We start from the raw sequence: 26,092 nt of genomic DNA on the forward strand, positions 1-26,092 counted from the left end.
AACTTCAACAAAATATTGTCAGTATATGTAGGCAGTGAATTTACCGTAAACCTAGACAGCGAGGAAGCACTTTGAGAGTTTGACTGTGATTAAAATGAAAGATTTTACAAACCGCCTACATATAAACCATCAAGCTTACAGCACACCAACATATTAGGGCATATTGGCACTCTGTGCCTCAGCCCTTTTATCACTATACCCGATTACGCAACCAAGTTGTTCATCCAAGCCTTAGAGCGAACACGGAAAATACACCCAACCCACTTCACTAACTCTTCAATCACTAGCGCAGCATAAATCCATTCTAACGGTAACTTAAATACCAATGCCATCATGGCGGTGATAGGAATACCTATTAGCCACTGAGCAGTTAGATCTTGATAAAAACAAAATCGAATATCCCCACCAGCACGTAATACCCCAACAATCATTGTCATTGGAATACTGCGTATAATGACCATTACGGCTAAGATTGAGAAAAAGTTCTCTGTCAGCTCACGTGTTTCAGGTGATAGTGCTGAAAATAAATCCAGCACGGTGTTTTTCGTAAGCAGCATCAGTACAGCAATCGCGATACCACATAGCACATTGAAGATCGAAACCGCCCATGCCTGCTGATACGCTTCTTCCATCTTATTAGCGCCAAGCTGGTTACCTATCATGACAGCGGCAGCATTAGATACACCAATCAGCATAGCAAGAGCGAAAGATTCAATCGGCGTAATAACAGACAATGCCGCTAATCCCTGCACGCTAACTTGTCCAATGATGGCATGGTAAACAAAAATCCCCATAGACCAAGCCAAATGGTTAAACGTTGTTGGCAGTGACAACGTCAGAAAACGTTTCACCAACGGCCAGTGACAAGCCTCTTTCAACAAAACAAGGTCAAAAGCAAGCAAGTGCTTCTTACCGTATAAATATGAAAACAATAAAGCGACTTCAACCAAACCACTGATCAACGTTGCCCAAGCAGCGCCCGCAATACCCATTGCCGGAAAACCCCAATGGCCAAAAATCAGTATCCAGTTCAAAAACAGATTCAGGCCAATACCAATAGCACTAAAAAAGGTACTAATGCCCGGCTGATGCATTGCGCGTAAACCAACAGCCATGCTGCTACCCCACGCAACAGCAAATAAGCTTCCCGATGTAATCGCTAAATATTCAGCGCCAAGATGAATAACCTCAGGGGAGTCTGTCGCTAGACCAACAACAAATTTAGGGGCGAATAGGAAAAGTCCCCCACTGATGCTGGCTGTAATCGTCGTCATTACTACGGTTAACGCCGTACTCTGTTGTACACCTCGGCGATTCCCAGCCCCCCAGTATTGTGCAGTAAGCAACGCACCACCTGTTGTCACACCAAACAACATAATTGTCGCGACAAAAAGGGCTTTACCTGCAATACCAATGGCTGCAACTTCAAGCTCACCTAATTGGCCAAGCATCAAAATATCGACCAAGCTTCGACTCGAAAACAACATGGTTTGTAACGCAATAGGCAGAGCAATAAGCAATAAGCGACGAAGAAAATCACCGCGTAATTGCTGAAGAACCAGATGACGCATTAGCAGCCTCACATACAGCAAAAGTTGTTGAATATTTAAGGAGAAACCCTTAAGGAAAGACAGCGCGAATTTTATCCACTACAGTTGTAATAACAACCACTTTTACAACGTTTAATCAGATATAATTCATCAAGTGGTTAATTGTTATTAATGGTTATGGACAGCATTAAAGAAACACACTATTTTTGGCTTTTTAAGCTTAAGCATGGAGCATGATGTAATGATAAAAACCGTTCTTGTTGTTGGAGCTTCGGGTTATATAGGTAGTCACCTCGTCCCCGAGCTAGCCAACAACGGGTATCACGTTAAAGCAACAGGCCGTAGTTTATCGCTAATGCAAAAACGTGGCTGGGGTAATATTCATAACATCGAATTAATTGAGCTCGATTTAAGCCTCAAAACCGATCTGACTCCTATTTTAGAGGGGGTCGATGCCGTTTTCTTTTTGGTTCATGGTATGGCTCATGGGCATGACTTTATTGAATATGAACTCGACGTGGCACGTCACTTCAGTTTTGCATTGAAACAAAGTCAAATACAGCGCGTTATCTATCTAGGTGCTTTACAACCAGATCACGGTCATTCAAAGCACCTTGCGGCACGTAAAGCGACAGGAGAAATACTTCGCGAGTCAGGTAAAATCGTGACAGAACTTCGTTCGGGGATCATTATTGGCCCTGGCTCTGCCGCCTTTGAGGTAATGCGCGATTTCGTTTATCACTTACCTATCATGTTTACACCCAAATGGGTTCGCTCACGCAACTCCCCTATCGCACTTAGAAATCTCCTTTACTACTTAACTGAATTGCTTCATTTCATGCCAAGTCGTCATCAAATATTGGATGTTTCTGGACCTGAACCATTAACCTATTCACAGCAAATGAAGCAGCTTGGTACGTTAATGGGCAAGAATATTCATATCGTGCCGTTACCCTTTCTATCCCCCAAATTAGCCGCCCAGTGGTTACGAGTGATCACATCAGTGCCGACCGATATTGCCAAAGCCTTAATTGGCGGTCTACAGCACGATCTCACTGCGCATGGTGAAGCGATCCAAGCATTAATTCCGCAATATCTCCTCACTTACGATGAAGCGGTAGAAGAGGCCTTAGCCCACGAAGAAGAAGTTGTAAGAAGTGAAATGTGGGGATTTGACCCAAATGCCCTTGCCCGTTGGAATAAAGGATTTGGCTATTACCCTAAACATGCAGGCTATACACTTAAAACGGATGCAAGTAAGGAAGATTTGTGGAAAGTGGTCACGCAAATCGGGGGAAAGCAAGGGTATTTCTATGCCAATGGATTATGGCGGATTCGAGAATGGTTAGATGCTCTGGTAGGCGGTAATGCTTTAAAACGTACACCGCGTACGGGAGATAAAGGTAGCCTAAAGCTTGGCGATTATATTGACTCTTGGAAAGTAATTAACATTCACAAAAATCGATTTTTATCATTGCTGTTTGGGATGAAAGCGCCAGGACTAGGTCGTCTTGAGTTTTCAATCGATGACCATGGTGATTACCGTACCATCGATATTCGTGCTTGGTGGCACCCCGCGGGTTTTATGGGGTTACTTTATTGGTTTGCAATGATGCCTGCACACCTGTTTATTTTCAGAGGAATGACATTTGCTTTGGTCAAAGCCTGTAAAGCACAAGCCAAAGAAGGCAAGACGATAACGCAATAGCACTTCAGCAACCTCCCCCCCTGAATTACAGGCAATAAAAAAGCGGGATAATCCCGCTTTTCAAATCCGAATGTTCAGCGATGATTACTGACGCGTTGGCAACTCGGGTAAATAACTACCATTGTTATCAGGTTGAATAATGTATTCACCGTGATATTTAACAATCGATTTATAATCAGTCACTTTGTAAAGCAACAGACCGTTGCCGAATGCAGCATCGATCAACGCTTGTGTATTACCACGAATAAAAATCGAGAGTGGCTTCACTAAGCGCTTCGCATCTTGCCCTTCAGCGGCATCAAATGCTTCTTCAAACTTTTTACAACACACAACAAGTGATGCTTGACCGTCTGTATGGTGCTTCACTTTACGGTTAATTTCGTGTTCTGTTGTCACTTGCCAATCTTGCTGCTCAACTTGACTGAAGAAGTTGGTAAAGTTTTCATCGGTAATGGTCTTAGCAACTTTCTGCTCATCCATCACACCGGCATAAGTTTCAGCTAGGTTTTCAAACAATAAACGAAGTTGAGCATGTTGCCCCATACTTCGCGCTTGTTGCTGCCAGCTCATCAGCGTTTTAGCCATACAATGCTCAAAGCGATGTTGCTTAATCGCCTTTGTTACCCAAGCACTAATGTAATGAGCTTCGCTCACAGGGTTAACAGGTGTTTTACCTGCCTCTTGAGAAGCTTGCAGCTCTGCTAAGCCTTCTGTCACTAACTTATATAATTCTTGATAAAACAGCGTCATTTTCTTCACTTACGCATCACGAGATAAAAATAGATAAAAACCAGCAGATAATACTGCACAAAGCGCCATACTCAAAGCCATTGGCCATACTGTAGCATCTGGCATTAGTGCGACAGTACCACCAACAACTGTACCTGTACCAAATCGCATGGTTCCCGCTAAGGAAGACGCGGTACCCGCCATATGCGGGTATTTAGAGAGCAGGCAAGCCATGGTGTTACTACCAATAATAGAGATAGTACCAACAAAAAGCATGACAGGCACAACTACGGCCCACAAGCCCAAACCAAGCAACTGGCCAACAATCAAACCAAAACCGGCAACTAGCTGTACAATTAAGCCAAAACGTAACATCCAGTGCGAACCTTTTTGCTTAACCATTCGCCCATTAATACTGGTCATCAAAATTAAGCAAACAACGTTAAGCCCAAATAAATAACCAAAGTTTTGAGTGCTCACATGGTACAAATCAATATATACAAACGAGCCAACGGTTAGGAACGTGAACATACCAGCAAACGAAAAACCACTACAAAAAATCAAGCCAACAGCTGTTTTGTTAGTTAGTAGCCGAGCATAATTACGTAACGTTGAGCCAATATTAAAAGGTAAACGTTTTTCTTTAGGTAGGGTCTCTGGGATTTTCATAATAACAGCAAGCAAAACAATCACTGCAAAAGCGGCCAATACCCAGAAAATAGCGCGCCATCCAAACCACACCGCAATGTGACCACCAATCATTGGAGCCGCCAGTGGTGCAATTGTCATGACTAATGTAATAAACGACATGGTACGAGCAAACTCTTCACGCTCAAACATATCACGGACCAACGCCTGCACAATAACCGCAGCGGCTGCGCCTGAAAAACCTTGTGCAGCACGGATCCAAGTCAGTTCTACAATGTTCTGACTTAGTGCGCTAAATACAGCAGCAATACCAAATAAAATGGTACCAATAATAATGATGGGTTTTCGACCATAGCTATCGGCCAATGGACCATGTAACAACTGACCAATTGCAAAGCCTGCGGTATATGCCGTTAACGTGCTCTGGACAAGGCTTGGAGAAACAGCCAAGTCACGTGCAATAGTCGGCATTGCTGGTAAATACATATCTATCGCTAATGGCGTTAAGGCGGAAATTGCCCCCAAGATAAGTATCAGCATAAAGCTTAGCTTTTGAGTTTCTTCTTTGGTCATACAGTCTCTTTTAATGCATAAAATTCAGTGAACCCCCTATTGTACGATATATTTGCAGCATTACTCTTTCTTTGTAAGAAAGGATACATTTCTTATTTTGTACAGAGTTAAAATCAGCTTACAGTCTGTGTCAGCCCTACTAAGCAGTAGCTACATACAACAAAGCCTCCGCTCATTTATATAAATGAACGGAGGCTTAATCAAAATAACGACTTATCTTAGAGGTTAACGCTGCATTTACTTATTAAATGACGCAACTTCTTCAGGGGTCAATTTGCGGAATTCACCCGGCTCAAGATCGTCATCTAGAGTAACTGCGCCAATACGGTCACGGTGTAGCGCTTCAACTTTATTGCCAATAGCGGCAAACATGCGTTTCACTTGATGATACTTACCTTCAGTGATCGTAATAAACGCTTCACGTTCACCCACGATCTCTAGTTTTGCAGGACGAGTAAGCGAATCTTCCCCGCGTAACTCAACACCATTGGCAAAAAGTTCAATAGCAGACTCTTCAAGCGGGTCAGCCACTTCTACGTAATATGTTTTTTCACAAACGCGACGCGGTGACGTTATACGGTGAGACCATTGGCCGTCATCCGTCAGCAGTACAAGACCTGTCGTATCGCCATCTAAGCGACCAGCCACATGCAGCTTTTCAGGGCTAACAATATCTAGCAGCACAAACACGGTTGGATTGTGATCATCAACATGCGAGCACACAAAACCTTCAGGCTTGTTAAGCATGTAATATTGAGGGCCGGTTAATGCCAATGAGCGGCCATTAAACTCCACATCGCAATCATCGGTAATTTTCATTGAAGTACTTTTAACGACAACGCCGTTCACTTCAATCATTTTATTGTTAAGTAGCTTACCGGCTTCACGACGAGTAATGCCTAATGTCGTACAAAGAAATTTATCAAGCCTCATTGGTGGCTCCGCGTGTTACAAAATGTGCCGCTATTATAGAAAGCTGGACTATAACTTGCATTAAAAACTTATCAATATTGGTATCTGATTCTGTGTGAACTCACTGTATATACGCTACGTTTTATATAAGCAAGAATGTTCTTAGCTTTGATATATACATCAAAAAAATAGAACATTCCTGACATTTATTGGTCATAAAAGAGTAACCTTTAATCTTATAATTCGCGTATAACTACAAGCAGAACGCCTAACAATGAAGGTCAGACTATGAACATCTCTCTTGTTGCGCCAAACACCTCATCTATTGATAAGCTACTGAATTTAGTAGAAGAACTGTTTGATTATGAAGCTTTACCACAAAAGGTAGAGCAAACTCAACAAGCTATGCATCAATTACTTAACTCGCCAGAACTCGGCCAAGCGTGGTTTATTGAAGCTGATGAAGCAGGCCAAAAAATGCTGGTTGGTCATATCATTATTAGTTACAGCTTTAGCCTTGAACATGGCGGGCGAATCGGCTTAATTGATCAGTTTTATTTAAAGCCAGAATGGCGCCAACAAGGGATTGGGACACAATTATTGCCTCAAATTGAGCACCATCTTTCGAAAAATGGAGTAAAGGCACTCTCTTTGGAAGTGAATATTGGTAATGCAGGCGCACGTAGCTTCTATGAAAAACAAGGATTCATCCCTCGCCGTCAGTTCTGCATGATGACAAAATCGATTAAACAAGAAGAGGTTTCTTTGCATATTGCATCGTAAATCAAATCGGGTTCACTGTTCATCTATACAGTGAACCTATGCTACACTCGTCGGGTTTCTTCAATCTGGCAGCATACCTACATGTACACCCTTCGCCCCTATCAGCAAGACAGTGTTAAAGCGACTATTCACTACTTTCGCAAACATTCTTCCCCAGCGGTACTTACCCTACCGACAGGCGCAGGAAAAAGCCTTGTTGTCGCAGAGCTTGCCCGTATTGCGCGTGGGCGAGTATTAGTGCTCACTCACGTAAAAGAACTGGTTGAACAAAACCACGCCAAGTATGAAAGCTATGGTTTGAAAGCATCTATCTTCTCGGCAGGTTTAGGGCGAAAAGAAACAGACCAGCAAGTGGTATTCGCGTCAGTACAATCGATGGCAAACAGCCTAGATGCCTTCAAAAATGAGTTTTCGCTACTGGTTATTGATGAATGCCACCGAGTGCCAGAAGATGAAAACAGCGCTTACCGTAAAGCCATAAGCCACCTGCAAAACATTAACTCTGGGATCAAGATTTTAGGTTTAACCGCCACCCCCTACCGACTAGGTATGGGCTGGATTTACAAATACCACACACGTGGCCAAGTACGTACTGAGCAAGATCGCTTCTTCCGTGATTGTATTTTTGAGCTCCCTATCCGTTACTTACTCGACGAAGGTTTTTTGACTGAACCCAAAATGATGGATATGGCAGTAATGGGCTATGATTTTTCAAGCCTAACCCCATCCTCAAATGGCCATTACAAAGAAGCCGATCTAGATAGCGTGATTGAAAAATCAGCACGCGCAACACCGATGATCATCGACCAAGTTATTGACTATGCCAAAGATCGCCGCGGCGTCATGATCTTCGCATCAACAGTTAATCACGCGAAAGAAATCATGGGCTACCTTGCCAATGAAAACGCAGCATTGGTTGTGGGTGATACGCCAATAGAAGAACGTGACCGTATTATCACTGCATTTAAACAGCAAGAAATTAAATACCTTGTTAATGTCTCGGTACTAACAACGGGGTTCGATGCTCCACACGTTGACTTAATCGCCATTTTGCGCCCAACAGAATCCATCAGCCTTTATCAACAAATAGTAGGTCGAGGTTTACGACTGTATGAGGGTAAAACAGAATGCCTCGTTCTAGAATACGCGGGTAACTGTTACGACTTATTCCAACCCGATGTTGGCGATCCAAAACCAAACAGCGACAGTGAAGTCATCATGGTTCCCTGCCCTGCCTGTGGTTTTAAAAATAGCTTTTGGGGCAAGTTAGATCCTGCTGGTTTTCTGATCGAGCACTACGGGCGACGTTGCCAAGGGTATTTTGAAGACGATGACACCGGCGAGCGTGAAGAGTGCGGTTACCGCTTTAGGGCCAAATACTGTGAAGAATGCGGCGCTGATAACGATATTGCCGCAAGACGCTGCCATCTTTGCGACGCGGTTATGGTCGACCCTGATAAAAAGTTACGTGACGCATTAAAACTCAAAGATGCAATGATCATGAAATGTCAGGATTTACGCTTAGAGCCCGGCAAAAACAAATTTGGCAAACCTCAGCTTAAAGTTATTTATATTGGTGACGAAGGTTCTGAGATCAGTGAAATCTGGACGCTTTCAAATAAAGGCCAAAAAGAGAACTTCTTGAAAAAGTTTATCAACCCGCATTTAGTCGATAGACATCGCCCGTTTACTGATACCGCACCGACTAAAGTAGCCAATAACGAACATAGGCTTCGCCCACCAGAAATCATTATTGCAAGAAAAAGCGGTCGATTCTGGGCAATACGCGATAAGCTCTTTGATGTGGACCAGTATCAGAAAGACTGAATAAAATTCTAGCTAATATTAAATTACCATGGAAGGTAATTGATAGTATGTCTATTTATACACGTCAATAGACATACTATTGACTCTATTAATTACACCATGCAAAAAGCTGAGATATAAATCCATAATTTTAATTTTGCATTCGATATAACCCTGCACCAAATTGTCCGCCCCCTCTTCCCCATGATAAGTTTAATTCACATTATTAATTGCTAACTCTCTGCGATTGTTTTCAATTTAGTTCCAACAACGTGTTATATAAAGAGGCTTACTTTGGGTAAACCCGCCGCATTTATTGGTTGCTACCACACCTGCCCTGATCGTACAGGTAAAATCCCTCATGTTGGCGGCCCAGTTGCTGTTGGTTCTCCTAATGTGTTCATTGGCGGAATGCCTGCAGCACGCAAAGGCGATAAGCTTGTATGCATCGGCCCACCTGACAGTATTTCTTCAGGCTCTTCGGGGGTGTTCATTAATGGCAAACCCGCCGCCCGCATGGGAGATTCGACCTCTCATGGAGGCAAAATCATTGTCGGAAATGGCACTGTTGTTATTGGAGAGAAATGCAGTGGGCCAGCGGGTGGAACAACCCGTAGTGAATCAGGTACAAATTCAGAAACACCGGAACGTTTAAATATTAGAGCCAGTGATAATTTTGACGAGTCGATAATAAGAGCAACTCAAGTTGAAGCTCAAATAATTCCCGTCTGTGGCGCACAGAGCAACGGTGATTGCACCTTGGGTGAAAAGTGTAAATGCACGAAATAACCACTAAAGATATCCTATACTCAGAGCGTATGAGCGAGGCTGAAATCTATTTACTATTAGATATCAATTATTATGGAAATATCCAGAAGGATATCTACCCACTAATAATTGATAATGATTGGGTTCCAATATTTTGTAATAGCCCATATAAACATTTACTTGATACCAGCCCTATACTAATAAAAGTAAAACCTTGCAACACCCAATTAATTGAAGATGTAAAGAACAGACTGTCTGGAATTATAGTCACATCTTCTTGTGGAATAAGCTCATTACAAGAAATGTTGATTGATATTCTAACCGTTGAAAGTGATGATAATTGTGAAGGAACATGTTTTCTACGTTATTTCACACCAATAACAGCAACTAGTCTTTTGAAAAATTATAACAGTTTATTCATAGAACAATTAGATGCAATCGCAGTCCCTGATTACACACGAGAATCATGGCTATTACATGATAAATTAGCTGTAAAAAGTAAACCATCCCCGCTTATCACAGTACAATTAAAAGAGACAATCGAAAACGAAAGGATGGCCTATTACCTCGGTTACTTCAACAGATGGAAAGCTGTCAGTAAATCATCCATATCAAAAGTGGCTCTATCGTTAAACATATTATTAAGAACAAATGATATTAATGATAAAACCTTCAAAAAATGGGAGTGTTTACTGTTAAGTGCAACGGATGTAATAGACCACCATTACTGGTTTAACCTACTTGAACAAGATTTAGCTATCGAAGACAAATGGAATCAAGCCTGCTTTCTAATTGATACAATTCGACATAAAAAAGGACTTATTAATGATAAATGAAGTTGAGTTACCAAATCCTGATATGTCGCCCGAGGCTGAACCCTATCCTGCAAATTGTAAAGAAGTAAACAGTTGCGAATTAGAGGGAAAACTTGAAGAATATAAAGACATTGCCTATTTTGTTGGAAGTGACAGTTTTTACTTACTCACAGAAGAAGCATGTGAAAAGTTAGGTGTGGCAGAAGATAAGCTGCAAGAGCTGATTGATAAAGACACAAATATTCTCATAAGCCTTTCGGAAGCCGATGCCTTAGATGGCTTAGTTAAAGCAGACTTAGAAGCCTTCATACCTTTTACTAAATTAAAACAATATAATAGAGATAAAGCCTGGATTAAAAATGCACCAAATGAAGCTAAAAAACACAAAGAAAGTTATGGTTCTTTTGCTCCTCGTGAAGGTTTTACCTATATATATAATGAAAAAAAATCTTTCATAGAAAAATGTCAATTTGAAGCAATAGATATAGCTCAAAAAAAAGGGTACATTTATGATAATGGTTTATTATACAGTCCTAGAGAAACAGAAATAAAAAAACTGTTAAAAAAATACATTACAGCCAAAGCTAACTTTCTTAAAGACAACACAACTTCACCAACAGATCAAATAGTGACATTAGAGAGTGAAATTAAATCCCTTGCAAATTTTTATGCTATCAACAATTTAAGTTATCACGTCGAGGATGCAGCTAAACTTGCTAAACTTCGAAAAGAAAACGAATTAAACAGTAAGGTACGATCCTATAAGAAACTCACTGATACAATAGCTGAACTCGCATTTATTGGAATTGCAACACCAGAGCTAGCCTTAAGTATGGATTCTAAAAATAAAATAGGGTCTTTAAGCGATAGTGATTTAACAGATACAAAAGAGACGACAACTCAAGAGTATGGGCAAAACCTTCTTGCTCTTTATTATGGCTACGAAAGTAAAGAAAATGAGATCAACACAAGGATAAGAACTAAGTTAAGTGAACTGTCTAGAGCTACAAATCAGTATGCAATCCCTCCACAAGCAATTCTTGATACTGAATACGAAACGCTTAAATTAATAATAAAAAAGAAAAACAAGATAAAAAATCATGCTCAACAGGCCGTGGCAAGTAGCAAAGGAACATTCTTTTTAGTATGGGATGTTGATGATTACCAATCAAAGCCGATGCAGTCTTTAATGCAAGATAACTATCCTCTGCGCGAGTACCTGCGCGCTGAGTCAGCACAATCATCAGAGACTAACATAGCTCAAGGTTTAAAATATTTGAGCCTAATTCATCTCCCTCAAACTAAAGAAGATCGTAATAGTGGACTATACAAATCAAGACAGTCACCCGATGACGCATTCTTTAGATTACTCGCTTCAGATGTTAAAAAAATAAGGATACTAAGCAGTTGGTTTGATGAAGATGGTTTTTTTAACGCCGATAAAGTACAAGAACATTTCAAGAATAAAAACATTACTATCCAATCACTTAATGGTGACATTGAAAACTGGCGACTAACAATATCAAAGATACTTTACGCTAGGAAACTAAAAAACAGAATCAACCCTTTCAACGATAGCTATCAAGCTCAGCTAGTAAGACTGATCTCTAAGGCCAGTCGCTCAGAGTATCTAGGTAAGACTCTCTCTATTGAAAATGAAAATACAACAACTTCAAATATTGCTAAAATAAGCAAAACTAATAGCAATAATGGAAAAAGTAAGTACGAGTTAGGTAAATTTGAAGCAAAAACAGAGTTTGCTCTTCGAACTGGAAACATTAGTCTTTTTGAGGCTACTACAGGTGATAAATATTTTAGTCTGCCACAAGACGATAGTATAAATGCTCAATCAACTCTAGATTTTACTTATAAAGACTCAGATGGAAACAAGTAAATCTGTACTTATGCTATAGGAGCACTGCAAGCTAAGTTCTCATGTGATGCTTTTGGTTTCGCGGGTGTAAATCTTGCTGTATCACAACAACTTCAACTTGAAGATGGCAGCTTAAGCATACCAACGTTGTTTAAAAAAGAAGGCAATAGTGGTGACGAGCGATTTAGTTCCGATGCGACCTCATTAAAAGCAGAAGCTAAAATTGGTGTTGAACTTGGTTGCTTTATTCTATGGCACCTACCTATACAGAAAAATCACGAACAACAAGAATGGATACCAGATTATATAGTTCCATCAAATGTAAAAATGATGACACTCATAAAAGCAGCAGTCAAAGTATCTGTAGGTAAAGAGCTTCAGTGCCCTATCTACTTTTCTATGAAAAATAAAAAATTGAATGTTACTGTAACTATTCCAGTAAAACTCAGCCAAGTCCAGTTCACAGGTGAAATAAATGGTGAAGCACTAGGCTCTTGGGTTTGGATGTTCCAACGAATTTTACGTAAGTGCAATTATCACAAAGTGGAAATTGCAGATGATGAAAGCTTTAAGCAACTATCAACACTCAGTCGGGTAATGTTATATACCACAACCAATATCGGATTCTTCTTGGCACAAAAAAAAGACACGTGGGATAAGATTATCGACCTTTTCGATACTAACAATGCGGGTAATGTTGCTTATGCTATAACTTACGGCAATGTTCCTGTGCTAAGAGCATGGGTTAAAAGCATGAACCCAGAAGCTTTAGGCCCCCTAATAAAAAGATTACTAGCTACAAGTGAAAACTTAAAAATAAAAACTGAAAAATCTGAATTTTTAATTTTAAACTCAGTCGAAGTAAGGTTATTGCAACAAACAGCATTATGTAAAATATTTAAATGGCTATCAGATAATTCATCAATATCCGTTATAGAGTTAAGATATACGGAAAGGCAGGTCGAGGAATCATTTTATCTAATTTCGGATAGAATATATCCAAACATTAAGCAGAAGAAATTATTAACTTTCAATGAAAACACTGATCATATCATAAAGTTTCTATCAAAAAAAATACAATTCACTGACATTAATAATAGCGATTTATACTTACTGTATAAACTAGAAAGTCTACATTGGCAGAAGAACTTAGATAAAATCACAAGTCGGCTATACAATGAAACACTTAAAAAAGAAGATACTTACAATAAGCAAATAAAAACAGAACTGTTCAGACGTTCAGAGATAGCTAAAGAGTACATGGGGTTATGATTAAATATCTAACAATAACACTTCTATTCAGTTACAACTGCATGGCAGAGGGAAATAAAACTCTTGACATTGGCAGAATACTTTACTCACAAAACAAGTATAGTCAATCAAGAGAAATATTAGAGCCTTTAATTCAAGAAAGCTCTGCTGCTTCTTATATTTACGCCAAAACTTATGCAGATAACATATTCATTCAAAACAAAAATGAACATAAATACTTATTGAATTCAGCAAGAATTGGAAATATAAATGCTATTGTTGATCTAAGTTTATCAAGATCACTTGGAGATCGAGAAAAATGGAAGAAACTAGCATTAATAATTTTAGAAGAAAGAGCAAAGAAAGATGATACATATGCTATGTACTTGCTATCTATTCTTGATAATAGGATTAAATGGCTAAAAAGAGCATCTTCACTGGGTGATGGTAGAGCTCAATATAACTTATATGAAAGTTATAAAAACGGTGATGGTTTTTTCATATTTGATAGTAGTAGGAAAAATGCTACTCAAGCGCTTTTAACACTATCATTTGAAAACAAATTCAACAAAGCAATCATACAAAAGTCACGTGAAAAATCCCATCAAGGAAATCTAAATATGTCACTGTCAATTATAAAGCCATTATTAGATAAAGGAGATGCTAGCGCTATTATTGCGATTGCCAACATGCATAATTTCACTCACAACGAAAATAAAACCAACCGACTATTAATAGCCAGCCAATATTACGCCATACATAGCCACTTTATTAAGAATGAACAATATGAAGATGGTATTAGCCTATCAAAAAAAATGTCAGACCGAATAAACAAATCATTATCTAGCGAAGATTTAGCCATCGTTAAGGAGAGAACTAACAATTACATCAATGACCATGTTGTTTATTACGAGCACAATAAAGATTATGGTTATTCACTTACAAATGATGAAATGATTTTTTTTAGGAAACGGTTAATTAGTATTGACAGCCCACTTTAGAGTAAATCAAACATTTAATAATATAATTAATTTTTTAATAAAAACCGCACTTTCGTGCGGTTTAATTTAATTACTTTAAATATCTCAAACTAACTTAGAAAGAGTAATCTAGGTTGACACCCCAGTTGCGGCCTGGTTGTGTGCGACGATCAATGCCTTTAGTTGACTCAGTAACACCATTGAGATCTTGGTATAGCCAGTATTTCTCATCGAATGCGTTAAACAAGCCAGCACGAAGCGTAAGGTCTTGAGTTGGGCGGTAGTAAGCTGTTAGGTCAACCACAGCGTAGCTTGGTGCTTCAACGTTAGCTTCCGTGCCTTGAGCTGGTTTTTCCCATTCATCGCCAGATTTAGATGCGACAACGGTTAAGTTAACCACACTACCCCACTTCTCGCTTGGTGAATCATAGCCAACGCCAACGACTGTTGTTAACGGTGCTACTGTTTCAATTGCTTCACCCGTTTCTTTATTCTCGCCTTTTGCATAAGCCACAGACAAACGAGAGTATGTACCCATTGGTGCACCCATTGCTTCATCTAGGTATAAACTACCTTTGAATTCAGCTCCGTATATTTTAGCTTTACCAATGTTTTTCTTGGTGTACACATCTTTATTCTCTGAATCTTTACCAATATGGTCTTCAGCAATAAAGTTTTTGTAATCATTATAGAAACCAATAAGCTCAAGATCGCCGAATTGATTATTAGCACGTAGACCCATTTCGTACGATTGGCTTTCTTCTGGTTTCAAATCTGGGTTTGGTAAGTAAGTCGCCCCCATACCATAGAAGTAGTACAAATCTTGTAGCGTTGGTGCTTTAAAGCCTTGGCTAAATTGAGCGAAAGTACTTACATTTTGGTTAAAGTGGTACACCGCACCTAACTTACCAGTGAAAGCATCACTTTTATGTTTAGGGTATTTGCTGGTATCGGTTGGCTTTGCTTCAAATGCATCGTAACGAACACCTGCTGTAACCACTAATGCATCTTCAAATAAGAATGCCTGATCTTGTAAGAAAACACCCCATTGTGTTGAGTCTGCTTCTGGAATTTCAGGGGCTTTTTCCTTACCAGTGCCTGTATCAAGGTTTGTATCGGTATAGTTAAGTACAAAGCTTTCTTTTAAACCTGAAAGACCATAAATAACTTGATGACGGCTTGAGCCCAGCGCTAACTCTTTGCCAAACTGAGCATCAAACTGATAGCTATTCCCAACACCATTACGATTACGGGTTCTTAAGCCTTTCGCATCGGTATGATCTTGTGTGTCATGATCACTCTCGATTTTTTGCCAGTTTACCTGCCAGTTTAATGTATCAAATGCTACATTATTGGCTAGCCACTCATGTTCGAATCCAACACGGACGCGCTGATCGTCATCTTCCGCATAATTGTTGGTGTATTTATAGCCAGGCATCATTTCGAAGCCTTCTTTGCTTAAAAGACGCCCTTCGCCGGAACGTGTGAAGTATTCACCAGTGAGACCAACGCGGTGATCATCATTTATTTGGTAAAACGCTTTTGCCAGTACATTATCTTGGCGTAATGCATATGGATCAACTTGACCACGCTCAGGGCCATTAATATCTGCGCCGTCACTATGTGCTTTTGTTTCTTTACCGTCTAAGTGCGTGTAGATAACCATTGTTTCTAGGTCACCTGTACGGTTCGCAACAGTTAGCGTTTGTTTAAAGCCTTCGTCCGCACTTTGATAACCCGTTTTGAAACCTACATGAGTATCATCGCCGTGGCCCAGTAAATCTTCAGGGTTTTTAGTACGAAGCATTACAGCACCGCCAAGAGCATCACTACCGTACAGAGCTGATGAAGGGCCTTTGTTTATTTCAATGGCTGTTAGCGTATCGATCTCATACATATTTTGATTAAAACGCATTTCAGCAGAGCCTGGATTGTAAGACACGGGCTGTTTAACACCATCAATCATCACTTTGACATGGCTTTCATCCATTCCTCGGATATTAAAGCCATTTAAACCAAATCGACCACCACCGCCGTTAACACTCACACCGGGTTCGTACTTAACTGCATCACGAATATCTGTTGCTAGATTTTCAGTCATGTCTTCAGAGGAAATTTTAGCAATACTGCTAGATACATTCTTGATACTCTCTTCCGAACGAGTTCCCGATACAACAACTTCATCGAAAACCGATACAGTTTCTTGAGCGTGTATAAGAGGTGATACTGCGAGTAAAATCGATGTCGTAACGAGCGATAGTTTGTATTTCATGTTCCCTGCTTAATAATATTATTATCAATTTGTATTTTGTTGCTGAGAATTATTACAAATACAAACGATAATTACTATCATTAGTAATATGATCCAGATCGCACTTTTGATGTTTATTTGCTTAATTTGGCATTTGTCAATGCGTCATTTTACTTCTATGGTCTTTTTATAGCCACACATCACATCATCCTAACAATATGGCTTTGTTCAAAATTAAAACAACCACATCACTTAATACGCTCGATGACTTTTATATTATTGATTGAAGATAAAAAGCTATAATTCACCTTGCGTTATCTAGTGTGCGACGGTAGAATTCGCGCTCGTTTTTAACGACATTGAGCAAGGTCGCATTGCTCAGTGAATTATTTATTAAAAGAGTATATAAAATGAAATTTGAAGCAGTTGTACGTACAGATCTAGGTAAAGGTGCGAGCCGCCGTCTACGTCTTGCAGAAAAGTTCCCAGCTATCATCTACGGTGGTGAAGCAGCTCCTATCGCTATCGAACTTTTACACAGCGATGTGATCAACCAAATGGATAAGCCTGAGTTTTACGAAGAGATCACTCTAGTAATCGACGGTCAAGAAATTAAGGTTAAGCCACAAGACATCCAACGTCACGTGTTCAAGCCTAAAGTTGAACACATGGACTTCAAACGCATCTAATTGCGTGTTCATTGTGAATTTTGAAAGCGCCTTTTAGGCGCTTTTTTTATGCTTATTAACTGCAATCAAAATAACCCTTGCTGTGGGTTATCCTCCCCGGCTTCAACTGACTCATTCGCTTTGGCTTTTAGCATACGAATATATCGCTGACGACATAAGCGTAGTGTATTTCTTTGTTCAGACGCATCCATTGACTGCCAATTAAACCGCTCATTTCTATTGCGCATACACCCTCTACAATATCCACGTTCATTCATTTGGCATACGCCAATACACGGGCTTGGAATAGAGAAAAATTCTAATTGCTCCACATTCATCTACCCCGCAAATTACTACGCTATTCTATTGAATATAGTCAACAATCACGTATTTATCAGCGTTTAGCCACCACATTAGTGTAATTAAATTGCAGCTAATTTTGTTGGTTTACTTGATGATGCTCTTTATTTGTTATAGCGTTGGTTGAGGAACTATACATAATAGATGCATAGCTATATCGCTATTAGCAGGAGGGAACCATGGATTTTTTTGTACCATCAGCTGAAACTCGCTCTCAAGCAGAATCAGTTTTCACTTCTATCGGCAATCATGTTTCAGCGCCATCTCAAGAAAAACGCATTCATCAAATTGAATGGAAACATGAAGGTGACACATGCCAGTGTGAGGTTGGCAAACCGCTTCCAACCATTTTCCGTAACGATGAAACTGTATTAGCCATTTTCGACTGTGGTGATATATTGAAGATTTGCACTCCTAATCGTGGAGCCATTAAGTTTGATCCGATTCATGCTAATAAGAGTGATATCGTTTCTATTGCTTACTTCGATTAATCTACACGTCACTTAATGCTAAAAAGTAGCTCAGTGGTTTACTGAGCTACTCACTCCGCATGAACTAATCTTTACTATTTGCCTATCCGCCTGATATAAACTAAAACAAGCCCATCTGTGGGGCTATTAACTCTTCAAAGCTCGTTCCAATAAACGGCAATATACCATCTGCTACAGGCTTCAATTGCTTGTCTATATAATGCTGATAATCGATAGTACTTTGCAGTGCTTCTTTCGGCTCTGGGCCATTTAGTGTAATGATATACTCAATCCAACCACCATGCTGGTATTGCAAAGGCCGTCCAAGTTTTTTATTTATTGCATCGGCTTGCCGAGCTGCACGCACATGCGGTGGAACATTTTTTTGATATTCTGACAACTTACGACGCAGCCGTTTGCGATACACTAACTTATGATCAAACTCACCACTATTTGCGCGTTCTACATAATCACGGATGTATTCGTCTACGTCTTCATTATGGAAAACCTTGTGGTAAAGCGCCTGCTGAAACTCTTGTGCTAGCACCGTCCAGTCTGTTCTAACTGTCTCTAGCCCTTTAAAGATGATCTCTTGTTGGCCATTGCGCTCAATTAGCCCGGCATAACGCTTTTTACTGCCCGTTTCTTGCCCTCTTATCGTTGGCATCAAGAACTTATGGTAATGCGTTTCGTATTCAATCTCTAACGCAGACGACAAACCGTATTCTTGGGCTAAGTGCTCTGTCCACCAAGCATTGATATGTTTAACCAACGCATGGCCAATTTTATCCGCAGCTACCGCACTATGAGCAGACTTTAAAGAAACAAATGTTGAATCTGTATCACCATAAATAACTTCAAAACCTTGTTGCTCAATCAATTCACGCGTTAGTTTCATAATTTCATGCCCGCGCATCGTGATTGATGACGCTAAGCGATGATCAAAAAACCGACAACCTGACGATCCTAGTACGCCATAAAAGGAATTCATGATAATTTTAATGGCCTGCGAAAAGGCTTTCTCGCCATCTAACTTTGCTTTATCACGCGCAGTCCATAATGCTTCTATCATCTCGGGTAAGAAGTGTTTTTCACGGTGAAATTGCCCACCACGAAACCCTGCAATAGCTTGATTATCCGCCTTGCCTTCTTCCAGCAATAAACCTTCCACCAGCCCCATAGGATCAATCCGAAAAGAACGAATAATGGATGGATATAGCGACTTAAAATCAAGGACCAGTACCGAATCATATAAACCAGGTTTAGAATCCATCACATAGCCACCAGGGCTTGCGATCCAATTTTCGCTTTCTAAATTAGGCGCGACATAGCCAGCACGATGGAGCTGAGGTAAGTATAAGTTAGTAAATGCCGCGACAGAGCCACCAACACGATCAAGTTCAACACCAGTCAAACGTGAACGTTCAATCGCAAAATCCAGTAGATGAGTGTGTTCAAAAATACGGGTGACAAGTTTACAATCTTGTAGGTTATACCGCGCAAGTGACAGCTTGTCGTGCTTGAACATATGGTTAATTTCAGCCATACGATCATGCACATTATGGATCGACTTTCCTTCACCTAGCAGCTCTTGTGAAACAGATTCAAGTGACCAAGATCGGAAGTTGTACGTTGCCGTTTTTAAGGCATCAATACCATCTAACACCACACGGCCCGGAATCGAGATAAAACCCTGCTGGTTATTATTACTTGATTGTCGCCAATGCGGTGTTTGCTTTCCCCTACCAATCCGTAACGACAAGTTATGCCATTCCGCCCGCTTTAACAAAAGACGAAAATCAAAATCCACCACACTCCAGCCAATCACGATATCGGGATCATACTGTTGAAACCAAACTTCTAGTGCGAGTAACAGGGCTTTCTCATCATCGACCCATTGGATCCAATCAGGCTGATCAGCATGCTCTATTTGTTGCGGTTTACCCACCATGATAACGCGACTATCACGTTCGCTGTGTAACCCAACAGAATAGAGAATGCCTTTTTCAGAGCATTCAATGTCGAGTGAGACCATCGAAAATTCAGGTTGGTATTCCCCTGCTTTTGCTTTCGCTTGCTGAAATTCGACATATCCACCTTTCGTGATGGGCTTACCTGTAAAAACAATACCACCGCGGATAAAGCGCTCCATTAAAAAGCGATCAGCTAAACGTATATCTGCTTCATAACAGGCAATATTTTGTGCTACCAGTATTAATGGGATCTGATGGCTATCGCGTAACGTATCGCAATAGCATGCCCCCATAGGCTGATGTTCAAAGGACGATAATTGAACATCACGCCATGTCGTATTTATCTGTGCTTGTCGTAATAACTGCTGTGCATGCGTTTTGTATTGAGCGGGAATAAAGCAAACGGGTCTATCACCACGAATAACAAGCCGCACTGGTCCTTGATCTGTCTTCACCCAAAGAATGATTTCTGTTTGACCCTGAGAGTCTCGACTTTGTCGGGTTAATACAAACCCAGAGGAATATGAATGCAATGAAGCCTCAGCAATAATGGCAAAAATGAATGGTGAGAGTGCTAACGTTTAAGCAATAAAATAGAGTCGGAATCAACCAATACGACGGTTAGTTTTATCAAATTCTTCAACCAGCCAACCACCAAACTGATCCATTAAAAATATGGCGGCTTTTTTAGGCACTTGAGTGCGACTAGCCAGAATAAACGCTCTTTCTATGTCCATTAAATGCTCAGGGAAATACTCTAAGAAGACATCCGCACCTTTATTGATATCAAGCTCCCACTGTTGCTTACGATGTAGCACTAAGCAATACGCGCTCCAAATCATCTTCTTACCAATATGTTCACAATAATCGAGATAATTTTCAGTCACTTTTGTTTTCATTATTTTATGACGATATTCGCTAAGCTGCGTTTTTATATCACCATTTAAAGTACGCGCTATATCCCAGCTAATTTCAAAGTGACCAAAGCGACTAGAGAGATCATCGCCATTCAAGCAGACAGAACAATGCTTTAACCAGACTCCCCACTCAAAAATACCCGCTAACCCAAGTACATCATCAAGGACCACCACTTTGGTCGTGACATTACGCACGTGTGGATAATGATTGCTTAAACGCCACGTTATAGCATTCAATGCCGATGCTTCATTGCTTTGGAGCTTATGTTTTACAACAATGGTAAAATTGACATCAGACTTTCCCCAAACGGCATCGCGCCTCGCTACACTGCCATTTAAGTAGATACTATGAAAGGCAGTGCTCAAGCCAGATCTAAACTGCTTAACAGCATCTAGCAGTACTGGCATGTATTCTTGTTGAAACCCGTGGTCTCTACTCAAAACGGGCAGTCTTTTTGTCACAATTGTGTCCTGCTTTCTTGTCATTCGATCGTGTTTTATCAGCAAAATAATATACGATTTCGGGCCATTTTGACATGCAATCTCAACGCTCTGCCCTTGCGCATAAAAAACACGCCATACACTTTAAATTCGGTTATTTACCGTACGCAAAAAACAAACACTTTGAAAAATTAATCTAAATCAAAATTTATCAATTTTCCCAGCATTAATGACAAAAAAACTGTGCAACAAGTTTGCTTTACTCTATATTGCTCCACCTTTCTTCGGTTATGTGTTCACCTGCGTATGTTCAGCAAAAAAAACGTTCTTTTTGCCTCTGTGTTTTTTATTCTAGCTATGTCGCTAAATTTCGCGTGGGTAGCCGCTGAAACAAACCATCGAATGAACCATACAGCTCAACGTGCTGTTGTGCGCATAGACAATTTATTCTTTGGCGTTGAACACAAACTAGCAAGCATCGATACCGTTAAAAACTTTTGCAGTCAAAATGATAGGCTGTTGCTCGAAGACATTATTTTCGACTCCGTATCAATTAAAGGTATCAGCTTTATAAAAAATAATAAGATCATTTGTTCTGATCGTAGTCAGCAGCAAAATCTTGATATTTCATCTGAACTTCCTACCAACTTAGCTCAACGATCCGACCGAATAAGTTATACCGCTTACGATCAGCGAAGAAACAAAAAGAACCTCTATTATCTTGTTCCCTACAAAGACATGTGGGTAAGGGTTTCACTTCACTTAGCCTATATGGATTTTTGGATTAGCGATTTCGGTCAGCGTAACATGATGAAGGCGCAAGTAGTATATGGTGGGAAATTCATCGCTGGTAACAAAAATATTAGCAGCAGAGATTTAATCAATCATGTTGAGATTACATCTAAGCACTACCCATTTTCAGTCGCTCTTGGCTATAACAGTGCGCTGTTATTACAGGCATTTAACGACCAAATACTGTTTGCTTTGATGGTCGCTTCATTACTCACAGCCTTATTACTAGTCATGCTTTACTCATACAATAAAACCCGTCGTACGCTTGAATCAGAGATCCAACAAGGCATCAAAAACAATGAATTTACGGGGTACCTTCAGCCAATTGTATGCAGTAATACGGAAAGATGGCTCGGCGCAGAAATACTTCTTCGCTGGGAACACCCTATAAATGGCTTAACATCACCAGCAGAATTTTTAACTATTGCTGAAAACACAGGCTTGATCAACGAGATAACATTAACATTACTGGCAGAAGCCGGTCGTAACAAAACAATACTCGACAAGATATCTACTACGCATTACTTGTCGCTTAATGTTACTGTTTCTATGATTGCGAGCCCTTATTTTGTTCATAAACTCATTAATATCATCCGCCAATTCCCCTCGCTACAGAAAGGATTGGTACTCGAGTTTACAGAGCGAGAAACATTTACCGACGATGAATTAACACAGTTACAAAGTGGCATGACACGCCTGCGAAAAGAAGGGGTAACATGGGCGCTGGATGATTTTGGCTGCGGTTACTCAGGACTATCGCGCTTGCAACAGCTAAGCTTTGATATTTTAAAAATAGACCGCACCTTTATCGCAGCCTCAAGTAACGCAGGCACCACACCTTCAATTCTTGATAGCATTTGTGAACTCGCAAAACGCTTTAAATGCATCGTTATTGCAGAGGGCGTTGCAACCATAGAACAAGCAGATCGGATCCGACAGCTTAATATAGAGTGCTGCCAAGGCTATTTGTTTGCTAAACCTATGAGCGTAAAAAACTACATCCAACAACTACAAGCTAAGATTGTAGCCGAGAACATCATATAGTCACCCATCTATGCCTATGAGATCTCCAAATTACGTTAGTATCAAGATATACTGCCCATAATTGTAAATAGTAAGAGTTATAAGCACTATATGGAAAACCAAGACCTGATCTCTTTCGATGATGTGATCGACGCTGCATACGATATTTTTCTAGAGATGGCTCAAGACAACTTAGAGCCAGTTGATGTGATTCTTTTCACTGCGCAATTCGAAGACCGTGGTGCAGCCGAACTTGTCGAAACGGGTACAGATTGGCCAGAACACGTTGGTTTTGCTATCGATGGGGATGTTTTCGCTGAAGTACGCATTGGCCTTGTAAATGAAGAGGACGATGTACTTGATGACGTGTTTGCGCGCCTTCTTATTAGCCGCGACCCAGAAAATAAATTCTGTCATATTTTATGGAAACGCGATTAAGCTAATCGCATAATTTAAACAAAAAAGGCAGGGCTAACTATGAAAATAGTCACCCTGCCTTTTCTTTAAGTAGAATACCGAGGTTGCGCTACACCAATAGCTCCGTATCGTGCTGCTGACCTTTACGCACCCAACTCAAGCTCACCATGACGATAAAAGACATAACTATCATCACAATGCCTAAGCTTAATTGATTATCCGCAGGCATCATTGATGCTGCTAATGTCGCTAAGCCCGCACCTAAGTTTTGCAAACCACCCAGTACCGCACCAGCAGTACCCGCGTGATTAGGGAATGGTTCAATTGCTGCTGTTGTTGCTGCCGGGAATAATACCCCTGCCCCAATGAAGTACAAGAACGCACCTCCAATCAGTGAACTCACCGTAACTGTACCCGCTAGGCCTGGAACTAAAATAGTTACGGCACCGAGAACAATCGCAGACATACCTAAGTAAAGTACGCGGGTATTACCCATTTTTTTCACTAGGTTAGCAGAAAGCCATGAACCACCAAGGTAACCAGGTAATGGCAAAACAAACAAAAAGCTCACCATTGTTGGTTCTAACTTCAATACGCTACCTAACAACACACCAGCCGCGGCTTCAAATACTGCAATACCCGCAAAGGTAGCAATAAGGCATAAAACATAGCCTTGGAACTGGCGGTTACTGACAACATAGCGGTAACTTACCCATACTTTTTCTTGGCGACGATTTTGCGGTGGTAACGTTTCAGTGAAGAACATCATCATCGCCACCGTGACTAACGCACCAAATAGAAGCAAGAAATAGTAGCTAGCTGTCCAATCAAAGTAACTCGATAAATAACCACCAAGCACTGGCGCAAGCAAAGGAGAAAAAATAATCCCCATACTGACTAAGCTATTAGCACGATGTAAATCAGTGCCGTTATAGCAGTCACGAGTCACAGTACGGCACATTGCCCCACCACAACCAGTACCCATACCTTGAACAAAGCTCGCCAATAAGAACACTTCATAACTAGGCGAAAATATAGCCATCACGGTACCGCCTAAGAAAATCACCATACCAATGATGATCACAGGGCGACGTCCTATGCGGTCAGACAGTGGACCATAAAAGAACTGAGATAAGCCATACGGAATCAAATACGCTGCCATTACCGCTTGAAGGTATGAAGATTCAACGGAAAAGAAATCCGACATAGCCGGAATAGCAGGTACGTACATCGTCTGGGTCATCTGACCAACAGCGGCTAAGATGATTATTAAAAATAACAGACGAGCCATTTTAGTTTCTGGTGATTGCTGAGTCACAACCAAATCCCTCACAACAGAACAATATATTAAAGACGAGTTTCTCATTGAGAAAAAATTGTCCTATCGCAGAATTTTACTCCAACCATAACTCATAAGGTAAATCTATAATCTACCTTAACGATATTATTTAGTTTCTATATCTGCTTTAAGATGCGCAGATAGTAAAGCCGATGATGAAATCTGGCAAGAAAATAGCGTGTTACTCAGCACTATTCTTTATTATGATTTGGATTAGAAAAAGTAATGTATTTTCAGTGGGGAAATCAGCACGCCGTCCTCTACTGAGAATTAGCATAATACCACTTCCTTTTTCCTGAGGCCTATGGACTGCTTACTCTGCATAAATACAGAATATTCGCGCTTATCCACAAGCATAAAAAAACGCCTCACAAGGAGGCGTTTTTAGAATTATATCTATCAGCTATATTAATCGAAATTAAAGCGGTGCTTACCGTGTGAAGCTTTGGTTTTCAGGTAACTTTCATTACCGTCTTTAACATGCGCTTTTGTACCAACAACCTCGGCGATAGTAATACCGTTCTCTTCTAATTCACGGATCTTCTTTGGGTTATTCGTTACTAAACGAATCGTACTCAAGCCAAGTGCTTTAAGCATTAATGCTGCTTCAGTAAAATCACGTAGATCATCACCAAAACCAAGGTGGTTATTTGCCTCGTAAGTATTCATACCTTGGCTCTGTAGCTCATAAGCATCAATTTTGTTGTAGAGGCCAATACCACGCCCTTCTTGACGAAGGTATAAAATAACACCACCTTGCTCGCCCATCTTATTGATGGTTTCATCAAGCTGTTCACCACAATCACAGCGTGATGAATGAAAAACATCACCAGTCAAACATTCAGAATGCATGCGAACTAGTGGCACTGACGCTAGTTTATCAGCATCACGGAAAATTACCGCAACATGCTCTTTACCCGACTCAAGGCCATTAAATGAAAGCAAATCAGCAGGAATATTGCTCTTAAGACCAACTTTAAAAGGCACTCTCGCCCTTACATTTACCATCTTATTCCTAAGTACTTCTTCTTTATGGCCCGAGAAC

The 26,092-nt window shown here is 40.4% G+C and carries 21 protein-coding genes and 1 pseudogene; 12 read left to right on the forward strand and 10 right to left on the reverse strand.

Annotated elements, in window-relative coordinates; all coding sequences use genetic code 11:
• Positions 1-203: 203 nt before the first annotated feature.
• Positions 204-1,571 (reverse strand): MATE family efflux transporter, encoded by a 1,368-nt coding sequence (locus tag OCU87_RS09940; protein WP_062690552.1) that lies wholly within the window; start codon positions 1,569-1,571, stop codon positions 204-206.
• A 220-nt stretch (positions 1,572-1,791) separates the two neighbouring features.
• On the opposite strand from OCU87_RS09940, the gene OCU87_RS09945 reads away from it, so the two are divergent.
• Positions 1,792-3,258 carry an SDR family oxidoreductase gene (locus tag OCU87_RS09945; RefSeq protein ID WP_261857025.1) on the forward strand — a complete coding sequence of 489 codons (1,467 nt, stop codon included), beginning with the start codon at positions 1,792-1,794 and terminating at the stop codon, positions 3,256-3,258.
• Positions 3,259-3,342: 84 nt separating this feature from the next.
• Here the strand turns inward: OCU87_RS09945 and OCU87_RS09950 are convergent, their stop codons facing one another.
• The 3 genes from OCU87_RS09950 to rsuA all read right to left on the reverse strand — a co-directional run bounded on the left by OCU87_RS09950 (position 3,343) and on the right by rsuA (position 6,141).
• Positions 3,343-4,008, reverse strand: a complete 666-nt coding sequence (locus tag OCU87_RS09950; RefSeq protein ID WP_261857026.1) for a DUF2913 family protein — start codon at positions 4,006-4,008, stop codon at positions 3,343-3,345.
• 9 nt (positions 4,009-4,017) lie between these two features.
• Positions 4,018-5,208 (reverse strand): Bcr/CflA family multidrug efflux MFS transporter, encoded by a 1,191-nt coding sequence (locus tag OCU87_RS09955; protein ID WP_094957658.1) that lies wholly within the window; start codon positions 5,206-5,208, stop codon positions 4,018-4,020.
• A 237-nt stretch (positions 5,209-5,445) separates the two neighbouring features.
• Positions 5,446-6,141, reverse strand: a complete 696-nt coding sequence (gene rsuA / locus OCU87_RS09960) for a 16S rRNA pseudouridine(516) synthase RsuA (protein ID WP_261857027.1) — start codon at positions 6,139-6,141, stop codon at positions 5,446-5,448.
• 267 nt (positions 6,142-6,408) lie between these two features.
• Here rsuA and OCU87_RS09965 point away from each other — a divergent pair, with 267 nt between their 5' ends.
• The 7 genes and pseudogenes from OCU87_RS09965 to OCU87_RS09995 all read left to right on the forward strand — a co-directional run bounded on the left by OCU87_RS09965 (position 6,409) and on the right by OCU87_RS09995 (position 14,417).
• Positions 6,409-6,903, forward strand: a complete 495-nt coding sequence (locus OCU87_RS09965) for a GNAT family N-acetyltransferase (RefSeq protein ID WP_062690547.1) — start codon at positions 6,409-6,411, stop codon at positions 6,901-6,903.
• A gap of 81 nt (positions 6,904-6,984) precedes the next feature.
• Positions 6,985-8,730, forward strand: coding sequence for a DEAD/DEAH box helicase (locus tag OCU87_RS09970; protein WP_094957657.1), 1,746 nt, complete (start codon positions 6,985-6,987; stop codon positions 8,728-8,730).
• A 273-nt stretch (positions 8,731-9,003) separates the two neighbouring features.
• A pseudogene (locus tag OCU87_RS25000) lies at positions 9,004-9,288 on the forward strand (PAAR domain-containing protein); the annotation flags it as partial.
• A gap of 197 nt (positions 9,289-9,485) precedes the next feature.
• Complete coding sequence (locus OCU87_RS09980) at positions 9,486-10,313, forward strand: DUF4123 domain-containing protein (protein ID WP_261857029.1); 828 nt, start codon at positions 9,486-9,488, stop codon at positions 10,311-10,313.
• Positions 10,303-12,186, forward strand: a complete 1,884-nt coding sequence (locus OCU87_RS09985; protein WP_261857030.1) for a hypothetical protein — start codon at positions 10,303-10,305, stop codon at positions 12,184-12,186. Before OCU87_RS09980 ends, OCU87_RS09985 begins: the two co-directional genes overlap by 11 nt.
• 126 nt (positions 12,187-12,312) lie before the next feature.
• Complete coding sequence (locus OCU87_RS09990; RefSeq protein ID WP_261857031.1) at positions 12,313-13,437, forward strand: hypothetical protein; 1,125 nt, start codon at positions 12,313-12,315, stop codon at positions 13,435-13,437.
• A 41-nt stretch (positions 13,438-13,478) separates the two neighbouring features.
• Positions 13,479-14,417, forward strand: coding sequence for an SEL1-like repeat protein (locus OCU87_RS09995; RefSeq protein WP_261857032.1), 939 nt, complete (start codon positions 13,479-13,481; stop codon positions 14,415-14,417).
• A 94-nt stretch (positions 14,418-14,511) separates the two neighbouring features.
• Here OCU87_RS09995 and OCU87_RS10000 read toward each other — a convergent pair whose 3' ends face one another.
• Positions 14,512-16,668 carry a TonB-dependent hemoglobin/transferrin/lactoferrin family receptor gene (locus OCU87_RS10000; RefSeq protein WP_062690544.1) on the reverse strand — a complete coding sequence of 719 codons (2,157 nt, stop codon included), beginning with the start codon at positions 16,666-16,668 and terminating at the stop codon, positions 14,512-14,514.
• Between the two features lie 389 nt (positions 16,669-17,057).
• On the opposite strand from OCU87_RS10000, the gene rplY reads away from it, so the two are divergent.
• A complete protein-coding gene (gene rplY / locus OCU87_RS10005) occupies positions 17,058-17,336 on the forward strand; it encodes a 50S ribosomal protein L25 (RefSeq protein ID WP_062690543.1) in 279 nt (92 codons plus the stop codon).
• 65 nt (positions 17,337-17,401) lie between these two features.
• Here rplY and OCU87_RS10010 read toward each other — a convergent pair whose 3' ends face one another.
• Positions 17,402-17,653, reverse strand: a complete 252-nt coding sequence (locus OCU87_RS10010) for a DUF1289 domain-containing protein (RefSeq protein ID WP_189337872.1) — start codon at positions 17,651-17,653, stop codon at positions 17,402-17,404.
• Between the two features lie 201 nt (positions 17,654-17,854).
• Here OCU87_RS10010 and OCU87_RS10015 point away from each other — a divergent pair, with 201 nt between their 5' ends.
• Positions 17,855-18,166: a hypothetical protein gene (locus OCU87_RS10015; protein WP_062690542.1), complete on the forward strand. Its 312-nt coding sequence runs from the start codon at positions 17,855-17,857 to the stop codon at positions 18,164-18,166.
• Positions 18,167-18,266: 100 nt separating this feature from the next.
• Here OCU87_RS10015 and OCU87_RS10020 read toward each other — a convergent pair whose 3' ends face one another.
• Entirely contained in the window at positions 18,267-20,651 is a 2,385-nt protein-coding gene (locus OCU87_RS10020; RefSeq protein ID WP_261857033.1) for a DNA polymerase II, read from the reverse strand.
• 72 nt (positions 20,652-20,723) lie between these two features.
• On the reverse strand, positions 20,724-21,497 hold the full coding sequence (locus OCU87_RS10025) for a hypothetical protein (protein WP_083540926.1): 774 nt from the start codon (positions 21,495-21,497) through the stop codon (positions 20,724-20,726).
• 381 nt (positions 21,498-21,878) lie between these two features.
• Here OCU87_RS10025 and OCU87_RS10030 point away from each other — a divergent pair, with 381 nt between their 5' ends.
• Both OCU87_RS10030 and OCU87_RS10035 read left to right on the forward strand, forming a co-directional pair.
• Positions 21,879-23,312 carry an EAL domain-containing protein gene (locus tag OCU87_RS10030; protein WP_261857034.1) on the forward strand — a complete coding sequence of 478 codons (1,434 nt, stop codon included), beginning with the start codon at positions 21,879-21,881 and terminating at the stop codon, positions 23,310-23,312.
• Between the two features lie 90 nt (positions 23,313-23,402).
• Positions 23,403-23,729 carry an HI1450 family dsDNA-mimic protein gene (locus OCU87_RS10035; RefSeq protein ID WP_062690537.1) on the forward strand — a complete coding sequence of 109 codons (327 nt, stop codon included), beginning with the start codon at positions 23,403-23,405 and terminating at the stop codon, positions 23,727-23,729.
• A gap of 88 nt (positions 23,730-23,817) precedes the next feature.
• Here the strand turns inward: OCU87_RS10035 and emrD are convergent, their stop codons facing one another.
• Positions 23,818-24,999 (reverse strand): multidrug efflux MFS transporter EmrD, encoded by a 1,182-nt coding sequence (emrD, locus tag OCU87_RS10040; RefSeq protein ID WP_189337874.1) that lies wholly within the window; start codon positions 24,997-24,999, stop codon positions 23,818-23,820.
• A 456-nt stretch (positions 25,000-25,455) separates the two neighbouring features.
• Positions 25,456-26,055: a GTP cyclohydrolase II gene (locus OCU87_RS10045; protein ID WP_062690535.1), complete on the reverse strand. Its 600-nt coding sequence runs from the start codon at positions 26,053-26,055 to the stop codon at positions 25,456-25,458.
• Positions 26,056-26,092 lie beyond the last annotated feature (37 nt).

It is taken from the genome of Photobacterium sanguinicancri, from assembly GCF_024346675.1.
Taxonomy (GTDB): Bacteria; Pseudomonadota; Gammaproteobacteria; order Enterobacterales; family Vibrionaceae; genus Photobacterium; species Photobacterium sanguinicancri.